Below are 17,168 nucleotides of genomic sequence, written 5' to 3'. Positions count from 1 at the left end.
CATGCAAGCTGCCACCTTCAATCCGCCGCGCGCGGAGCGGGCAAACTCGCCCATTGCGGCGCCGAACGCCGGCGCCTTGTCAATCAGCTGCCGGAATATCAATGTCCGCTTCTTCACCGACCGGCGCAGCGTCACTGCGATCGAAGGTCTGAGTCTGGACGTTGCGGCAGGTGAATTCCTGACGCTTCTGGGGCCTTCCGGTTGTGGCAAGTCGACGTTCCTGCGTGTCGTCGCCGATCTGGTCAAGCCAAGCCGGGGCGAGATCAGCGTGCTTGGCTCGCCGCCCAACGTCGCGCGGGAGCGACGTGATATCGGTTTCGTGTTTCAGGACGCGGCGCTCCTGCCCTGGCGCACGGCTCTGCAGAACGTGCAACTGCCGCTGCAAGTGGCGAACGGAAAGAATCGCGCTGGCCGCGCCACACCCCGCGAACTACTGGAACTGGTCGGACTCAAGGGGCGCGAGGACGCTTATCCCCATGAGATGTCGGGCGGCATGCGCCAGCGGGTCGCCATCGCCCGCGCACTGGTCAGCGATCCGAAGGTGCTGTTGATGGATGAGCCATTCGGCGCGCTCGACGAAATCACCCGTGATCGCCTCAATGAAGAACTGCGCCGGGTCTGGAAAGAGATGGGACTCACGACGCTGTTCGTCACGCACAGCATCTACGAAGCGGCGTTTCTCGGTCAGCGCGTATTGATGCTGGCTGCCAACCCCGGCCGGGTGAAGGAGATCGTGCCCGTCAACCTGCCTGAAAACCGCACGCTCGATATCCGCGAGACCCGTGAATTCGTCGAACTCGCCGCGTATCTGCGACGTGTACTGGAGACCTGCTGATGGCTACGTCTGAAATCCACCTGAATATGTCTTCGCGGACCGCCGACGACGAAGCACTCGCCTGGGCCGCACGCCGGCGCCAGCAAATGTGGCGCGCGCGCATGTTGCCGGCAATCGGCGTTGCAGGTCTTCTCTTCACCTGGTGGGCGGTGGTTGCAGGCTTTCATGTCAAGCCGTTCATTGCACCGTCGCCGATGCTCGTGCTGGAGACCTTCGTCAGCAAGCACGATGTGCTGATTCAGAACCTGCTGCCGACAGCCATCGAGGCATCGCTGGGCTTTCTGCTGGGGAACCTCGCGGCGATCCTGCTGGCAACCGTCTTTGTGCACAACAAGACGTTGCGCGACATCTTCTACCCGGTCGCCGTGATGATCAATTCGATCCCCGTCGTCGCCAAGGCACCCATTCTCGTGCTGATCATGGGCAACGGCCTCGAACCGAAAATCACGATTGCCGCCATCGTCTGCTTCTTTCCGACGCTGGTGAACATGGTTCGCGGACTCAATGCCGTCAATCCGCAGGCCATGGAGTTGATGCAGATTCTCTCGGCCAGCAAGCGCGAGATCTTCTTCAAGCTTCGGGTCTTCTCATCGCTGCCGTATCTGTTCTCCGCGCTGCGCATCGCTGCGTCGATGTCGGTGATCGGCGCAGTGGTGGGCGAATGGATCGGAGCGACACAGGGCATCGGCGCGATGATTATCCAGGCGACCTATAACTTCGATTCCGCGCTGCTGTACACGGCAATCATCATGAGCGCCATCTTGGCAGGCGCATTTTTTCTGGTCATCGCGGCACTCGAGCGCTGCCTCATCAAATGGCAACCCGAAAGCACGCATTGAGCTGAGCGACAAGTAATTCTGAAAGGAGACGAAATGAACATGATCAGCGAATTGATCCAGGAACCCGCTCGCGATGTGCGCGTGGCCGCGAAGGCGAATGTCGTCGTAGTCGGGGGTGGTCCCGCAGGCCTGTCGGCGGCGATCGGTGCGGCGCGAAATGGCGCGGAAGTCATTCTTCTCGAGCGTTACAACCATCTTGGCGGGCTCGCATCGGGTGGCATGGTGCTGGTACTCGACGACATGTGGGATAACCACCTTCGTGAAATCTCTGTCCGCGGCACCTGCATGACATTCATCGAACGTATGGCGGCGCGCAAGCTTGCCGTGTTTCCGCGTTCGCACGAATGGGGCGAAGATCCCGCCGCTTATCGCCAGTGGGGACGTTGGGGCACATTTGATTTTCACAGCCAGAAGACGCCGCATCCCGTGTGCTTCGCGGCGGCTTTCGATCCGGACGCGATGAAGCGTGTCGCGCTCGAAATGGTGGAAGAGCTCGGTATCAAACTTCGGTTGCACTCGTGGTTCTCGCAAACCCTCGTCGAGGACGGCCAGGTGAAGGGCGTGATCTGCGATACGAAAAGCGGACGGGAAGCGATTCTCGCCGATGTCGTGATCGACGCGACGGGCGACCTGGATGTTGCCGCCTCGGCGGGTGTGCCGCATGTCGGCGGTACCTACATTACGACGACGGTATTTCGTCTCGGTGGTGTCGACACGGATGCGGCAGAACGTTTCGAGGCCGAAGAGCCAGAGGCGTTCGCGCTGCTCGACCGCCAGATCAAGCGCATTCTTGGCGGCTCGTGGGGCTACTGGTGGCTCAAGACGCCATTGCCGGGCGTCGTGTGGTGCAACTGCCCGCACATGGCGGGACTCGATGGCCTCAACCCCGAGGATCTGACGCGCGCCGAGATGCAGGGCCGCAAGCATATCCATGCCGTGGTCGATTTCGTGCGCGAAAAGCTGCCGGGTTTCGAAAACTGCTATGTGATCGATGTCGCACCGCAAACGGGCGTGCGTCAGACTCGCCTGCTCGAAGGCGAGTATGTGATGAGCAAGGAGGATCTCGCGCAGCGCACGCGCTTCGAGGACAGCATCGCTCGCGGACGCGACTATTACATGCCATACCGCGTGTTGCTGCCGAAGCAGATCGACAATCTGCTCGTCGCTGGCCGTCACTATTCGGCGACGTCGCAGGCGCAAAAGATGTCGCGCGAAATTCCTCCGTGTATGGCGATGGGCGAGGCCGCAGGCGTTGCGGCAGCGCTTGCGCTCAGCGCGGGCGTGTCCGTCCGCAATGTCGACGTGGGGGCTCTGCAGAAGACGCTGCGCGCCCAAGGGGCGGACCCGGGCGACCAGACTGGCCGCAACACGGACATTCCGCCGCTTGCCGTTCACATCGACGCGAGGGCAGCAGCATGACCAGCAATAACAACGCATTCACGCAGGATTTGCCGCTTCACGGCGTTCGCATCATCGACTTGACGCAGGTCATGATGGGCCCTGTCTGCACGCAGATGCTGGCCGATTATGGCGCGGACGTCATCAAGGTCGAACGCATCGGCGCGGGTGATCTGAGCCGCTCGACATTCGAGCCCGTCGCGGGCGCCGACAACCCGATCTTCTGCAGTCTCAACCGCAACAAGCGCAGCCTCGAACTCGATTTGCGCGATGCCGGGCAAATGGCGGCATTGAAGCAGCTGATCGCCGACGCGGACGTAGTCGTCAGCAACTTTCGCGCAGGTGTGATGGATCGGATGGGCATCGGTTACGAGGCATGCCGGAGCCTTAACCCCCGCATCATTTATGCCGTGGGGACTGGCTTCGGCGAAACGGGACCGTATGCGCACAAGGGAGGGCAGGACGTGCTCGCGCAGGCGATGAGCGGTGTGATGGCGCGCCGCGCGGATGAGTCGCTGCCAATCACGGTGTACCCGACCGCGCTTGCTGATTATTCCGCGGGCATGCACATGGTGCAGGGCATCCTGCTCGCGTTGCTGCATCGCGAGCGGACTGGGGAAGGACAGAAGGTCAACGTATCGCTGTACAACTCGATGCTCGCGATCCAGATGCAGGAGGCGGCGATGATCATGATGGCCGACTCTGAAGTGAACTGGGCAGCCATGCCGCTTTCGGGTGTGTTCGATACCCAGGACGGTGCGCTCGTCCTTGTTGGCGCATTCAAGCCGAACCCGCTTCGCGATATCTGCGCGGCGCTGCAGATCGACGACCTGTCCATCGATCCACGCTTTTGCAATCTGAACGAGCAGTTCCGCCATAAGGACGAGTTGCAAAGGATTTTCCGCGAGCGCTTCGCAAGCAACACGCGAGACTTCTGGCTCGAGCGACTGGAAGAGCAGGATCTCCTCTGCGCCCCCGTGCGCGATCTGCGAGAAGCCCTTGTCGACCCGCAGACACTGCACAACCGTCTGATCATCGAAGGTGAAGGCGAAGGCCAGCCGGTGCGTTTCATCGGCAGTCCAATCGAGCTGTCGCGAGCGCCTGTCGAATTGCGGCGCGCTCCGCCAAGGCTCGGGCAGCATACCAACGAGATTCTCAATCAGTTGCGCGGGACGGTCGCGCCGGAGGTCGCATGAGCGTAAGACTGGTAATCGAGCAACATGTGGCCACTGTGACGTTGGCTCGCCCGGAGGCGCTCAATGCCGTGGACCTGGAAACCGAGAGCGAACTGCAGCGCGTCTGGAACGAACTGGAGCACAACCGGGATATACGTGTCGTCGTGCTGACGGGCGAGGGTGACCGTGCGTTCTGTGTGGGTGCCGATCTCAAGAACCCGTCGATGAGCGGGCTCGAATATTGGGCCGCGCCGCGCCCGGGTGGATTTGGCGGCATCGCGCTGCGCGAAACGTTGAATGTGCCAGTGATTGCACGCGTGAACGGCTATGCGCTTGGCGGCGGGTTTGAAATGGTACTCGGATGCGATCTCGTCGTCGCGTGCGAAGAGGCCAGCTTCGGCTTGCCAGAGGCGCTTGTCGGACGCATGCCTCTCGATGGGGGCATGACGCTCCTGCAACGGCAGATCCCTTACCGGCAGGCCATGGCGATGCTGTTGACGGGGCGCCGGGTGTCCGCACGCGAAGCGCTCGACATGGGGCTGGTCAACGAAGTCGTGCCACGTGTGGAACTGGATGCGGCCATCGAGCGCTGGGTCGAGGGGTTGCTCGCGTGTGCGCCGCTTTCGCTTCAGGCGATCAAGCAGGTGGTGCGGCGGACGTCGACACTTTCGGCGGCGGAGGCTCAGGCCCTGCGGCTACCCGCACTCGTCTCGGCCTTGCAATCCGAGGATGCTCACGAAGGGGTGCGCGCCTTCCAGGAGAAACGCAAACCCCGCTGGAGCGGACGCTAATGGCTTACGTCATCACGTCGCCATGCATCGACGTCAAGGACGGCGCCTGTGTGCAATGCTGTCCCGTCGACTGCATCTACGAAGGCGAGCGCACGCTGTACATTCATCCCGATGAATGCATCAGTTGCGGGGTGTGTGTGTCGGTGTGTCCGACGGAGGCCATCTATCACGAAGACGAGGTTCCGCAGGCAGAGGTTCGATTCACCTGCGTCAACCGGGAGTTCTTCGATGTCCCTGTCAGTGCGCTGGGTTCACCTGGTGGCGCATGCGATGTAGGCAAGATATCGTGCGACCATCCCGTGGTCGCCGGGTGGCCGGCGCGCGCAGTGAATTGAGGCAACACGATGCATGCAAATGTCCTTAAGTATTTCGTTGAAGTGGCGCGTTGCGGATCGATCCGGAAGGCCGCACAGAATCTGTATGTCGCGTCGAGTGCAGTCAACCGGCAGGTTCTCAAGCTCGAATCGGAGATGGGAGCGGAACTGTTCGACCGGCTGCCGAACGGCATTCGCCTGAACGCCGCGGGAGAGCGCGTGCTTCAGCATATCCGTTCGACACTGAACGACTTTCATCTGATGCGCAGCGAACTCGATGCATTGAAGGGGGAGCGCAAAGGGCATGTGTCGGTGGCGGCGATGGACTCGCTCTTCGTCGACTTTCTGCCCGCCACGGTGGAAGAGTTCTCCGAGTCTTACCCGGCAGTGACGTATTCGATTGCCGCAGTGCCGCCTCACGATGTTCCCGCGCGGCTGGTGAGCGGTGAATATGACCTTGGCATTTCGTACGTCACGAAGCTGCCAGCCGGACTCGATGTCGTGACGGAAGTGTCTCTGCCGCCTGGGGTGGTGATGGCTTCGTCGCACCCGTTGGCGAAAAAGGAGCGTATCAGCTTCGAAGAATGTCGCAACCATGCGTTTCTCAGACTCGAAGGACGCTCGCCGATTCAGGGTGTCGTGGCGAATGATTTTCACGAGTATTGGGAATCCCTGAAGCCTAGCGTGACGTGCAATTCGACAACGCTTCTCAAACGCCTGATCGCATCGGGTCGAGGTATTTCGTTTTTCTCCAAACTGGCGTTTCTCGACGAGTTGGCCCGAGGCGAAGTGGTATGGCGGCCGCTTGACGATGTGAATGTCAACGCCCTCACCGTCGGCGTCATTGCGCCGAATCAACGTGCACTGGCTCACGTGACGCTTCAGTTCGTCGACCGCATGGTAAGACGTCTGAAGCACGTCGAATTGTCGTTGCGCGGAGTCTGATCAATCAACGTTGCGGAGTGTCTATGCGAGATTTGAAGAATAAAGTGGTGTTGATCACAGGTGCAAGTTCCGGCATCGGGGCCGCACTCGCCCGCGCTTTCGGTGAATGCGGGTCCAGGGTTGCTGTTCACTACCGGAGTGGCGTGTCAGCGGCGCAATCTGTCGTGTCGCAGATCAAAGAGGCCGGCGGTGATGCGATTGCGGTGCAGGCCGACATTACCGAGTCCAGCCAGGTGGATGAGATGGTGGCGAAGGTGCACGCGCACTTCGGACGCATCGACGTTCTGGTGAACAACGCGGGCGGATTCGTGCGGCGTGCGCCCATTGTCGAAGCAGACGACGACTATATCGACGACGTCTTTCGTCTCAATGCGCGGTCCGTGGTCGCAGTGAGCCGCCGCGTCATTCCTCTCATGGCGGGATCGGGTGGTGGAAACATCATCAACGTGACAACGCAAGCAGCCCGGACAGGTGGCGGTCCGGGTGCCGGGCTCTATGCAGCATGCAAGGGTTTCGTGTCGACCATTACCCGGACGATGGCGAAAGAGTTGGTGGGCGAGAGAATCCGTGTCAATGCGGTGGCACCGGGTGTGATCGAAACGCCTTTCCATGACGGACACTCCAGCCCGGAGATTCTCAAGCGCTTTTCTGCTGCTATTCCAATGGGGCGCTTAGGCACCGCTGAAGAATGTACCGGTGCGTTTCTGTTTCTGGCCAGTGATGAAGCGAGTAGCTATGTCACGGGGCAAATTATCGAAGTCAACGGCGGTCAAGTCATGCCTTGAGCTGACATTCGCCAACGTTGGGCGGTGAACGTGTAGTAAAGCGCGTGTAGCCGCTACGCCATTCCAGGTCGGCGAATAGCGGCGATGATTATGTGACGGTGCCTCGGTGCGCGTTGGCTGCGGAGCGGTCGCTGTTAATGCCTGGTAATGCGTTCATTTGCGAGCTTATCCTCGCCTCATTGTGTAATATGAGAGCGAAAATGATCTCAGCATTTCAAGGTTCCTGAGCGCTGAAAATTGTGGCGTAGCGTCGTGAATCAGCCTCGCCTAACGCGCGTTGTTGCTTCAACTGCCTGCGGCTACGAAAAGTCTTCGGACGGTGCAGTTGCTGCTCGAACATACGAAGCTCGAAAGCACCCTCTGGTATGCCGGCATTGGAGTGGTCGATGCCTCATCGTCCGCACTTCTCCTAATGTCCACCACGTCCGTGTGTTTTCGACTGTCCTGGACACGATACATGTCTACCGATTTTCCTACCAGCCTACAGTTCGATGGCATCGCGGAGTTCGTGGCAGTTGCGCGACTTGGTACGTTTACCGCTGCAGCCGACGAGCTTGGTCTGACCAAGTCCGCAGTCGGTCGCGCAGTTTCGCGCCTGGAGGCACGCCTTGGTGCGAGATTGCTTCACCGCACGACGCGTCGTCTCACGCTGACGTCCCATGGCGAAGCGTGGCTGGAACATTGCGCGGCCGCGCTGGATGAACTGCAACGAGGCGAGGCTATCCTGAAGCTCGCACAGAACAGACCAGCAGGACCGGTTCGTATCGATCTTCCGACCGCGTTCGGTCGGCTATACGTGATGCCTGTCCTGCTCGACGTGGCAGCCCGATGTCCTGCCTTGCAACTCAACGTCAGCTTCACTGACCGGCTGGTCGACCTGATCGATGAGGGCATTGATCTCGCCGTGCGTATTGGCGAACCAGGCGACTCTACTGACCTGGTCGCTCGAAGGCTGGGCGTACAACAATTGGTCATCTGCGGATCTCCGGCGTATGTTGCTGCACACGGCGCGCCCCAGCATGCAGCCGACCTTGCCCATCACGATTGCATTGCCGCCTCGAATTCCCCGCATCGTGTGGCGTGGTTGCTCAAGCAGCGGGACGGCTCAATCGCCCCGCACGTGGTACCGATCAAACACAGGGTGTGCGACTTCGAGATGGTGCTGGCTGCGGTCAAGTCAGGACATGGGCTCGCTCAATTGCCGCTGTGGATGGTCCAGGATGACCTCAGCAGCGGCAATCTTGTTACTGTGTTCGACGGCATGTCGGGTGGCGAGGTGCCAATCAACCTGTTGTGGCCGCGAACACTTGCGTTGCCGGCGAAAATTCGCGTTATCGTCGACGCCCTGCTCGACAGCATGCGTCAATTTCCTGTAACAGCGCGCATGCAATGAACCGCATACCTCGCGTGAGCGAAGTTGAAGAAACGCGCTACCCTCCAGTAGCCGGATGGCAGCGAAGCGTCTGTCTGCGCGCTGTGTTCAGCAGATTGCATGAACAAACTTCAGGGCGGGGAGCTACGACGCTGTCCTACTTGTAGACTCCGTAGTCCGTATAGCCCTTGGCTCCCGCTGTATAAAACGTATCCTCGTCCCATTGATTGAGCGGCCAACCGTTGCGCAGGCGCTCGACCAGGTCTGGATTCGCGATGAAGGGCTTCCCGATCCCGATCAGATCAGCCTCTCCCGAATCGATAGCTGCCTCTCCATTTTCTCGGAGATAACCACCGGCGAGGATCAAAGGTCCTCGGAAGGCGCTGCGAAACACCCGGAGAAAATTTTCAGGAATGGAGACGTCGTCAGCCCATCGCGTTTGGTCACTGAAATGCACATAAGCGATGCCGCGCTTCGAAAGCTCGGACGCCAGCGTCAAGTACGTATCGGCCTCGTCATCGAAAGCCGGCATTTCGTTGTAGCGGCCGAAGGGCGACAGGCGGATGCCAATGCGCTCGCCACCGATGGCATCGACAACTGCATCGACGGTCTCAAGCGTGAAGCGAAGACGATTTGCGATCGATCCGCCATACCTGTCGTCGCGCGTGTTGAGCGTTCCGTTGATGAACTGATCATGAAGATAGCCGTTGGCACCGTGGATCTCGACGCCGTCAAATCCACCTTCGATAGCATTTCGCGCGGCCTGAGCAAACTCGCCGACGATCTGAGGCACCTCATCAGTACGCAATGCGCGTGGCTTGCCTTGCAACAGAAAGGCCGGTTGACCATTCTCATCGAACGCCATTGAAATTGCTTTCGTCGAGCCGGTGTCGGTAGAGCTAACTGTGCTCTGGCGATTCGGCTGATGCGAAACATGGCTCGCGCGGCCACCATGCCGGATCTGCCCGAAGATCACTCCGCCATGATCATGAACCTCTCCGGTTATAGAACGCCAGGCCCGGATCTGGGTTGGCGTGTAAAGGCCGGGCTCGAACGCCCAGGTACGAGCCCATTCGCTGATGGAGATGCTGCCCGTCACGATGAGGCCGGCACCCGCACGCTGCGAAAAATAGCGCGCAGTGTCGGCCTCCGGCGCCCAGTCCGGGTTGCGCGCGCGCGAGCGCTCCATCGGCGCCATGACAACACGGTTCTTGAGCCGGATAGGCCCGAGATCATACGGATCGAACAAAGAAGACATAGTACTTGCCCATTTGAAGTAATCAAAAACGGGCTCATTCTAGTGTCGGTCGATGCAGTGAATAACCGCCTGCGCCTCGACTCAGAGTTGCGTCAGACGCGACAATGCCGTCGATGTTTGCGTCTACCCGGCATGATGGTCAAGTGATGGATCCTGAAGCGGCAAATGGCAACGCCTACGCCAATCGCAGATCCCACAACACATCAAGTACGTGTTGCGTGGAACGCTCTACGTACCCCGCACGATGTGCAATGCCGAGCCGACGCCACAACGCCGGGCGCAGCGGACGCATGACAATGCGCCTGTCGGGTAATGGCGTAGTGGCCTCATGGGGCAACAGCGCTGCGCCGTAACCTGCCGCTACCAGACTCTTGATCGCGTCGTTGTAGTTGAGCTGAATGCGCGGCGCGGGATGGTGTCCCGCGGCCGCGAACCACTCCGCAGTCAGACGCGAGAGACGCGTGGTCGCATCGTTGAGAATAAGAGGTTGGGCGGCGAGCCATTCAGGCGTGACACGGGCCGGACACCGCCAATGCGCCGGCACAAAGGCCATCACGGGGTCGCGGCGCCAAGGCTTTATAACGAGTCCGGCCACCGGGGGCTGGGGTAGCGCGACCAGCCCAACATCCAGCGTTCCATCCGCCAGTCGGGACAGCGTTTCATGTGAAGTGAGTACTGCAATCTGGATGTCGATAGCGGGATGGTGCTGGCGCAGCACCTCAAGCGCTTGCGGCAACAGGTGCGCGATCACGCCAGTCGACGCACCGAGCCGCGCGCGCCCTTCGAGCCCCTGCACCTGACGTTGAATATCGTCTAACGCCTGCTCCGCATCGGCCAGCAGTCGACGCGCGCGCTCCACCAGCACCTCTCCTATCGCCGACGGCCTTACATGTCCGCGCTTCCGTGACAGGAGTGGAGCCCCAACGCGGTCTTCGAGTTCAGTGATATGGAGGCTGACCGTTGGCGGCGCCAGATTCAATGCGCGCGCCGCGTCGGCAAATGAGCCACGGTCGGTAATCGCGACCAGAGTGCGCAAGCGGTCCAGGCTGATTTCTCGCATGTCGGCGTCCAGATTCAGAAAAACTGAATGTTAACGTTATGAAATTCAACTTTCTCTATTCTAGCGGTCCATGGAACATAGGGGCTTGTTCTTCCCGTTAGCGGAGTATTCAACGTATGAGCTCTCCCGTTGTTTTCATCGACGGCGACCAAGGCACCACCGGGTTGCAAATCCACGAACGGCTGCGCAACCGGACCGACCTTGAACTGTTCACGCTTGCGGCTGCGGAACGCAAGGATCCGCAGCGTCGCGCAGAAGCCATCAACGCCTGCGACATCGCCATCCTCTGTTTGCCTGATGCCGCCGCGCGAGAGGCAGTGGAAGCCATTGTTAATCCTGCCGTCAGAGTGATCGACGCAAGTTCCGCCCACCGCACACAGCCGGACTGGACATACGGCTTTCCGGAAATGGCGCTGGGACAGGCTGAACGCATTGCGAACGCACGTCGGGTCACCAATCCCGGTTGCTATCCGACGGGTGCAATTGGCTTGCTGCATCCCCTGTTGCAGGCTGGGCTCATACCAGGCAACTACCCTGTCAGCATTCACGCGGTGTCCGGCTACTCCGGACGCGGGCGTGCCGGCGTCGAGGAACATGAGGGGCAGGGTGCCGTCAACGCGCCTTCATTCCAGGTATATGGTCTGGAACTCGCGCACAAGCACACCCCGGAAATCCAGCGGCACGCCGGACTCGCGCAGCGTCCCATCTTCGTCCCCGCGTATGGTGCGTTCCGCCAGGGCATCGTGCTGACGGTGCCGCTGGATTTGCGGCTGCTGGCACCCGACGTGGATGGCGCCACGTTACACGCATGCCTCGCACGCCACTATGCCGAGGCGGCCCACGTACGTGTCTTGCCGCTGCACGAATCGTGCGTCTTGAAGCACCTCGATCCGCAAGTGCTGAACGGCACGAACGACATGCGCTTAAGCGTATTTCCTAATATGGAACACGGGCACGTCCTGCTGTCCGCGGTTTTCGATAATCTTGGCAAAGGCGCATCCGGCGCTGCGGTTCAGAACCTGAACCTGATGCTCACGCAGCAATAGTGGCCGATGGCTGAGCTAACGTTCAGCCGCACCCATATGCCAACGATTGTTGCCAATCTGGTCGTGGCAAAGCGCAAACCTGTCGACGTCACCGTCTTTGTAGGCAGCGACCACTTGTCGTGCAGATAGTCCTTTGTATTGTTCGGATTCACGATGATCTCGCTGCGTGGAACATCAGCTGTCCGAAATCCCTCGTCCCTCACTGGATTGACGACGATTTCAGAAAAAACTTCGTCGAACTCTTTGGTATCCATGCCTGCCGCCTGCCGCCTGCCGCCTGCCGCCTGCCGCCTGCCGGCACGCGGCGCAGCACGTCCACAGTCATCGCGACCACGGCAGGCATCCAGCAACCTCAACGAGGCAGGATAGTTGTGCAGGCGTCAACGCGAGGTGCGCAGTTCAAAGCCAGGTGCCGCCCTGGCGCTCCGTCGGTTCTTGCGCAAGGGCGTCGAAATCGTGAATCCAGTCCAGATGGTGCAGCAGGCTGTCGCGTGCGCGCAGGCGAGCGTTGCGCGCTTGCGCCTCGGGTCCGTCCGGCAGATGCAACACGTCAGCCGTCGATATCGAGGCGTATTGCACCTTGCGCGTGCGGCCCCGCCGCAACCGCTCGTAGGCTTCCTGCGCCTCGCGCCAGCGACCCGGTCCCGCCTTGGCCAGCTGCGCGGCCAGCACCACGGCATCTTCGATCGACTGATTGGCGCCCTGGCCGTGGTGCGGCACAAGCGCATGCGCAGCATCGCCGATGAGCGTCACGCGGCCCTTGCTCCAGCGCCCGAGCGGGGGACGATGGAACAGACCCCAGCGCTGGCTGATGGGCACCGCTGTGATCATCTGCACCACGGCGGGATGCCAGTCCCTGAACAGGCGCAACTGCTCACCCTCGCTCGCCGACGTGACCCAGTCGCGCGATGGCCACGGCGAGGGATGGCGCTCGACAAGCAGAAAGTTCTGGTCGCCTTTGTCGCCGATCGGATAGTGAAGCAGATGGCCCTGCGGTCCGACCCAGAACTGAATGGCCTCGGGATCGGGCAGGAGATCCATGCGTCCGGCCGGCACCACGCCACGAAAACCTGAGCAGCCCGAATACAGGGCATCGTCGTAGCCGAGCATCCAGCGCCGTGTGATCGAGCGTGCGCCGTCCGCGCCGATCACCAGATCGGCGTCGATCTGCCGACCGTTGGCGAAACTCAGACTCACGCGATCGGAATGCTGCACGAGATCGGTCAGTCGATGGCTGAGATGGATACGTTCGAGGCCGACCGCTTGCGACAGGACGGCCTGCAGATCCGCGCGATGTACGCCCCAATACGAACCGCCGAACTGCTCGCGATAGCTCGGTTCGCCACGATGCTGTCCAATCACTTCGCCGCTGCGTCCGTCCCGATAGATCAGCGCGGGTATTTCAGCGCACACCGCGTCAAACGCTGCACGCAGACCCATGCGTTCATAAAACCGCGTCGCATTCGCCGACAGCGCGACGGCCGCTCCGACCTCGCGAAGCTCGTCGGTTTGCTCGTAAAGCTGCGCGTCGACGCCATGTTCTCGCAGTGCGAGCGCGAGCGTGAGGCCACCAATGCCAGCACCGACGATTGCGATCTTCAGATCCAACTGTTCCATGGGGTGTCTCCAATATTCAGACTATGTGATTGAGTCGGCGCGGCATGCGTACCGTGCAGAAAACCGATGCGTGCGCCTTGTCTGAATTCTCGACATTGGCCGCTCATTCCACAATAAAATGGGGGAAATCTACATCATCACTAAAATCAATGATGCGGAGGGACCGAGTCATGGAACTAGGTGAAGTTGATCTCAATCTGCTGCTGCTTTTCCAACGGTTGATGCAGGAGCGGCGCGTAGCAACCGTCGCTGAGCAGATGAACATGAGTCAGCCTGGCGTCAGCAACGCGCTTGCCAAACTGCGTCGACGGCTCGGTGATCCACTGTTCGTGCGCGCGCCTGGCGGCGTAGTGCCCACGCCATTCGCGATCCGTCTGGCAGAGCCGGTTTCTCAGGCGCTCGCCACGCTGCACGCCGCGCTCAATCCCGAGACCGGGTTCGATCCGCTGCGTGTCACGCGCACGATAACGATCGGCATGACCGATATCGGCGAGGTCGTCTTTCTGCCCGCGCTTGTCGAACGACTGTCGCGCGAGGCGCCGGGCATCGCGCTCAATACCGTTCGCGACACGAGCGTCAATCTGAGCAACGAGATGGCCGAGGGTAGGGTCGATCTCGCCATCGGCCTACTGCCGCAGCTCAAGGGCGGCTTCTATCAGCGCCGCCTGTTCAATCAGCGGTATGTCTGCCTGTTCAGGCACGGCCACGCGCTCGAAGATGCGCCGCTTACGCTCGCTGCCTGGCGTGAAGCCGAGCATCTGGTGGTGGTGTCCGCCGGCACCGGACACGGTCAGGTTGACGATTGGCTGAAACGACGAGGCGTGCAGCGCCAGGTGCGATTGACGGTGCCTCACTTCATGAGCGTCGGCTTTATCCTGCAACGCACCGATCTGATCGCCACGGTGCCGGAGCGACTGGCCTTGCAGCTGGCCGCGCCGTTCTCACTGAGCCTGCGCGCATTGCCCTCGACCTTGCCCGCCGCGCCGATCCATTTGCTCTGGCACGCGCGCGTCCAGCAGGACGAAGGCAATCGCTGGTTGCGCAAGGTAGTGATCGACCTGTTCGCGGACCCGGCGATGCCAACGCGCAGAACGAAGTCTGTGTAAAAACGATCGTAGTCCGCAACGACAATCCAGACTACGATCAATGTATTCCGCTCTCACTGAGAAACAGCGAGACCGTATATCGGCGCGCGATCAGAGACTCGTGCGAAGCGCTTTACAGAAACCGCGCACTGCTCTTGCCTCATGCACCTTGCGGCCATTTGAGCCGAGTCCTCGAAAGACTCTAGATAGCCGAACCCGGTCCGACGCAGACCTCAGTCGATCGCTGATCGCAGCAGGCATACGAAATGTAAAGCGGACCCGATCGGCCACTGGATCCCGGTCCACTTCAATGGCAGCTTCCTGGGGCCGACGGTCGCCCGTGCGTTCGCGACGGCGAGCAAATCTCCGGACGGTCGCGGATTGCCGGCAGAAGCCGTCCAGCACTGTGACATGGAGGCCCACTTCCCAAAAGACCGCGGGATCACGTCTGAACTTAGCGATGTTTGGCGGATACTTTGAAAGGGGCATACCATGCAAAGGACAATGCCGTCGCGGCGATGATCCTTTGAGGCTTGCGTTGAATGCGCCATACGCGTGTTTGTACGCGGTTACCTCGCCATGCTGGTACCGGCGCGACTGGCAGCGGCAATTGATGTTGAGCCGCGGGCAGACGTTTCGAAAGAGCTATGAACTCCCACCCTACGGGTTTGACCGCATTCGTGTTCGCTGGCGGTGGTAGCCTCGGTGCGATCGAGGTTGGCATGCTGCGCGAATTGCTCAAACGCGGCGAGCATCCGGGCTGCCTGGTGGGCGCCTCCGCGGGCGCGATCAACGCAGCGTATTTCGCCGGACGCCCGGACGGCGATGGGGTCGCGAGGCTCGAAGCGCTCTGGTGCAAGATCCGGCGGCAGGACATCATGCCGCTTTCCATGCTTGGGCTGCTCGCGATGATTCTGCGCAGCCGTGCGCACCTGGTCGAGGCGAACGCGTTGCGCCGGCTTCTGGAAACGCATCTGTCGTATGAGCGGATCGAGCAGGCGACCTTGCCGCTTCACCTCGTCGCGACCGATATGCTTAGCGGCGACGAAGTCGTTCTTTCAACCGGTCCTGTGGTGAACGCCGTGCAGGCGAGCGCAGCGATACCCGGCGTGTTTCCGCCGGTGCGTATCGATGGCGTGGATCTCGTCGATGGCGGCGTTGCCAACAACACGCCGATCTCGGTGGCGGTCGCGCTCGGTGCGACGCGCATCATCGTGCTGCCGGCTGGCTTCGCATGTACGCTGCGTGCACCGCCGCGTAGCGCGATCGCGCAGGCCCTGCATGCGCTGACGCTCGTCATCGCACGTCAGCTGGTGCGCGACCTGGAGTTCTATTCGGCGCGTGCGCAGATCTATGTCGTTCCGCCGTTGTGTCCACTCGATGTCTCGCCCTACGACTATACGCAGTGCGCCCAACTGATCGAACGGGCTGCGCAGAAGACGCGTGCTTGGCTCAGTGATGGAGGCCTTGAGCGCGCGTTGATTCCTGGTGAGCTGCGCGAGCATGCGCACGCCGCGCATTGACAGCGCAAGCGAACGCTGACGAGCTGCTTTGCGCCACGGGCCGATGACGCGACGAGCATGATTGACGGCCAATGGTCCGCTATGTGAGTCGAGCCGACCTCCGAACTTTGGGCTGAGATCACAGGCGAACGGCTGGAGCTGGCCGGGCGGCGACATCCTCGAAGACCTTCACTTTCGGGCGATTTTCGGGGGGACATCGAGCACGGTTACCGGCCTGCGCTCAGTTCCTGCTGTCGCCGCACTCGCGCGTCTTCCTCGAGACGTGTCGCTTCGAGTTCCTGCAGCACGCCGTCGAGGTCCACAGGTCGCGTGTCGACTTCGATGTGACCGGTCAGTTCGGCATCGACATGCAGCCGCCCTGCTTCGAAGAGCGCCCAGATCTCCGTGCCATAACTCGCGGTGAGTAGTTGCGGTGCAAACCGTCCGAAGTACGCGGCCAGGTTGTCGACGTCTCGCTTGAGCATCGAGGCAGCTTCGTTGTTGCCGGCTGCGTCGACGGCCTGTGGCAGATCAATGATCACCGGCCCATCCGCTGCCAGCAGGATGTTGTATTCCGACAGGTCGCCGTGAATTACGCCCGCGCAGAGCATGCGGACAACCTGGTTCAGCAGCAGCGCGTGCAGTTCGAGGGCGCGGGCTTCGGTGAGATCGACGTCGTTGAGCCGTGGTGCGACGTCACCCCCCTCGTCGATCACCAGCTCCATCAGCAACACGCCGTCGGTACAAATATAGGGTTGCGGCACGCGCACACCTGCGTTGGCGAGCCGGAACAGCGCGTCCACTTCAGCGTTCTGCCATGACGCTTCCTGCATCTGACGGCCGTAGCGCGTACCTTTTTCCATCGCCCGCGCCTGCCGGCTGTTCTTGACCTTGCGACCGTCCCGATACGACGCGGCTTGCCGAAAACTGCGTTGCTTCGCGTCCTTGTAGACCTTGGCGCAACGCGTCGATTCGCCGCTGCGCACGACATAGACTGTTGCCTCCTTGCCGCTCATCAACTGGCCGATGACTTCGTCGATAAGTCCTTCTTCGAGAAGCGGTGCAAGTCGTTTGGGTATTTTCATACGATCGTCGGGCGCAGCGCGTGGAACATGCATTCCACACGCGTGGCTGGTGAATGGCCCG

General features: G+C 60.9%; 17 protein-coding genes. 12 read left to right on the top strand and 5 right to left on the bottom strand.

Annotated features, from left to right (window positions below; genetic code table 11):
- The first annotated feature begins 1 nt into the window (after position 1).
- The 9 genes from SB822_RS14550 to SB822_RS14510 all read left to right on the top strand — a co-directional run bounded on the left by SB822_RS14550 (position 2) and on the right by SB822_RS14510 (position 8,475).
- The gene (locus SB822_RS14550; RefSeq protein WP_086919461.1) at positions 2–835 is read left to right on the top strand and encodes an ABC transporter ATP-binding protein; all 834 of its coding nucleotides are present in this window, start codon (positions 2–4) and stop codon (positions 833–835) included.
- Complete coding sequence (locus SB822_RS14545; protein ID WP_410855003.1) at positions 835–1,674, top strand: ABC transporter permease; 840 nt, start codon at positions 835–837, stop codon at positions 1,672–1,674. The genes SB822_RS14550 and SB822_RS14545 overlap by 1 nt, the downstream gene beginning before the upstream one ends.
- Before the next feature lie 33 nt (positions 1,675–1,707).
- A complete protein-coding gene (locus tag SB822_RS14540) occupies positions 1,708–3,093 on the top strand; it encodes an FAD-dependent oxidoreductase (RefSeq protein ID WP_410855002.1) in 1,386 nt (461 codons plus the stop codon).
- Entirely contained in the window at positions 3,090–4,268 is a 1,179-nt protein-coding gene (locus tag SB822_RS14535; RefSeq protein ID WP_410855001.1) for a CaiB/BaiF CoA transferase family protein, read from the top strand. Before SB822_RS14540 ends, SB822_RS14535 begins: the two co-directional genes overlap by 4 nt.
- Complete coding sequence (locus tag SB822_RS14530) at positions 4,265–5,038, top strand: enoyl-CoA hydratase-related protein (protein ID WP_180733937.1); 774 nt, start codon at positions 4,265–4,267, stop codon at positions 5,036–5,038. Before SB822_RS14535 ends, SB822_RS14530 begins: the two co-directional genes overlap by 4 nt.
- Entirely contained in the window at positions 5,038–5,373 is a 336-nt protein-coding gene (gene fdxA, locus SB822_RS14525; protein ID WP_007736924.1) for a ferredoxin, read from the top strand. Before SB822_RS14530 ends, fdxA begins: the two co-directional genes overlap by 1 nt.
- Before the next feature lie 9 nt (positions 5,374–5,382).
- The gene (locus SB822_RS14520) at positions 5,383–6,297 is read left to right on the top strand and encodes a LysR family transcriptional regulator (RefSeq protein ID WP_007736922.1); all 915 of its coding nucleotides are present in this window, start codon (positions 5,383–5,385) and stop codon (positions 6,295–6,297) included.
- Positions 6,298–6,320: 23 nt separating this feature from the next.
- On the top strand, positions 6,321–7,082 hold the full coding sequence (locus SB822_RS14515) for an SDR family NAD(P)-dependent oxidoreductase (RefSeq protein ID WP_009770153.1): 762 nt from the start codon (positions 6,321–6,323) through the stop codon (positions 7,080–7,082).
- A gap of 457 nt (positions 7,083–7,539) precedes the next feature.
- Positions 7,540–8,475 carry a LysR family transcriptional regulator gene (locus SB822_RS14510; RefSeq protein ID WP_009770154.1) on the top strand — a complete coding sequence of 312 codons (936 nt, stop codon included), beginning with the start codon at positions 7,540–7,542 and terminating at the stop codon, positions 8,473–8,475.
- A 136-nt stretch (positions 8,476–8,611) separates the two neighbouring features.
- Here SB822_RS14510 and SB822_RS14505 read toward each other — a convergent pair whose 3' ends face one another.
- Positions 8,612–9,712 (bottom strand): alkene reductase, encoded by a 1,101-nt coding sequence (locus SB822_RS14505; protein WP_007736918.1) that lies wholly within the window; start codon positions 9,710–9,712, stop codon positions 8,612–8,614.
- A gap of 175 nt (positions 9,713–9,887) precedes the next feature.
- Complete coding sequence (locus tag SB822_RS14500; protein WP_410855000.1) at positions 9,888–10,772, bottom strand: LysR family transcriptional regulator; 885 nt, start codon at positions 10,770–10,772, stop codon at positions 9,888–9,890.
- A 116-nt stretch (positions 10,773–10,888) separates the two neighbouring features.
- Between SB822_RS14500 and argC the strand changes: the two genes are divergently transcribed.
- Positions 10,889–11,818, top strand: a complete 930-nt coding sequence (gene argC, locus SB822_RS14495) for an N-acetyl-gamma-glutamyl-phosphate reductase (RefSeq protein WP_114223619.1) — start codon at positions 10,889–10,891, stop codon at positions 11,816–11,818.
- On the opposite strand, the gene SB822_RS14490 is transcribed toward argC, so the two are convergent.
- A complete protein-coding gene (locus tag SB822_RS14490; protein ID WP_410854999.1) occupies positions 11,785–12,072 on the bottom strand; it encodes a hypothetical protein in 288 nt (95 codons plus the stop codon). The two genes, argC and SB822_RS14490, sit on opposite strands and share 34 nt — an antisense overlap.
- Positions 12,073–12,217: 145 nt before the next feature.
- Positions 12,218–13,435 (bottom strand): FAD-dependent monooxygenase, encoded by a 1,218-nt coding sequence (locus SB822_RS14485; RefSeq protein ID WP_410854998.1) that lies wholly within the window; start codon positions 13,433–13,435, stop codon positions 12,218–12,220.
- A gap of 170 nt (positions 13,436–13,605) precedes the next feature.
- Between SB822_RS14485 and SB822_RS14480 the strand changes: the two genes are divergently transcribed.
- Together SB822_RS14480 and SB822_RS14475 are read left to right on the top strand one after the other, a co-directional pair.
- Entirely contained in the window at positions 13,606–14,541 is a 936-nt protein-coding gene (locus tag SB822_RS14480) for a LysR family transcriptional regulator (RefSeq protein ID WP_007736913.1), read from the top strand.
- Between the two features lie 626 nt (positions 14,542–15,167).
- Entirely contained in the window at positions 15,168–16,043 is an 876-nt protein-coding gene (locus SB822_RS14475) for a patatin-like phospholipase family protein (RefSeq protein WP_007736912.1), read from the top strand.
- A gap of 206 nt (positions 16,044–16,249) precedes the next feature.
- Here the strand turns inward: SB822_RS14475 and SB822_RS14470 are convergent, their stop codons facing one another.
- Positions 16,250–17,107, bottom strand: coding sequence for a PA4780 family RIO1-like protein kinase (locus SB822_RS14470; protein WP_410854997.1), 858 nt, complete (start codon positions 17,105–17,107; stop codon positions 16,250–16,252).
- Positions 17,108–17,168: the final 61 nt, after the last annotated feature.

Origin of the sequence: Paraburkholderia sp. SIMBA_054, assembly GCF_046534875.1 — a bacterium.
Classification (GTDB): domain Bacteria; phylum Pseudomonadota; class Gammaproteobacteria; order Burkholderiales; family Burkholderiaceae; genus Paraburkholderia; species Paraburkholderia hospita.
This window is presented reverse-complemented; position numbering and strand designations above follow the sequence as displayed.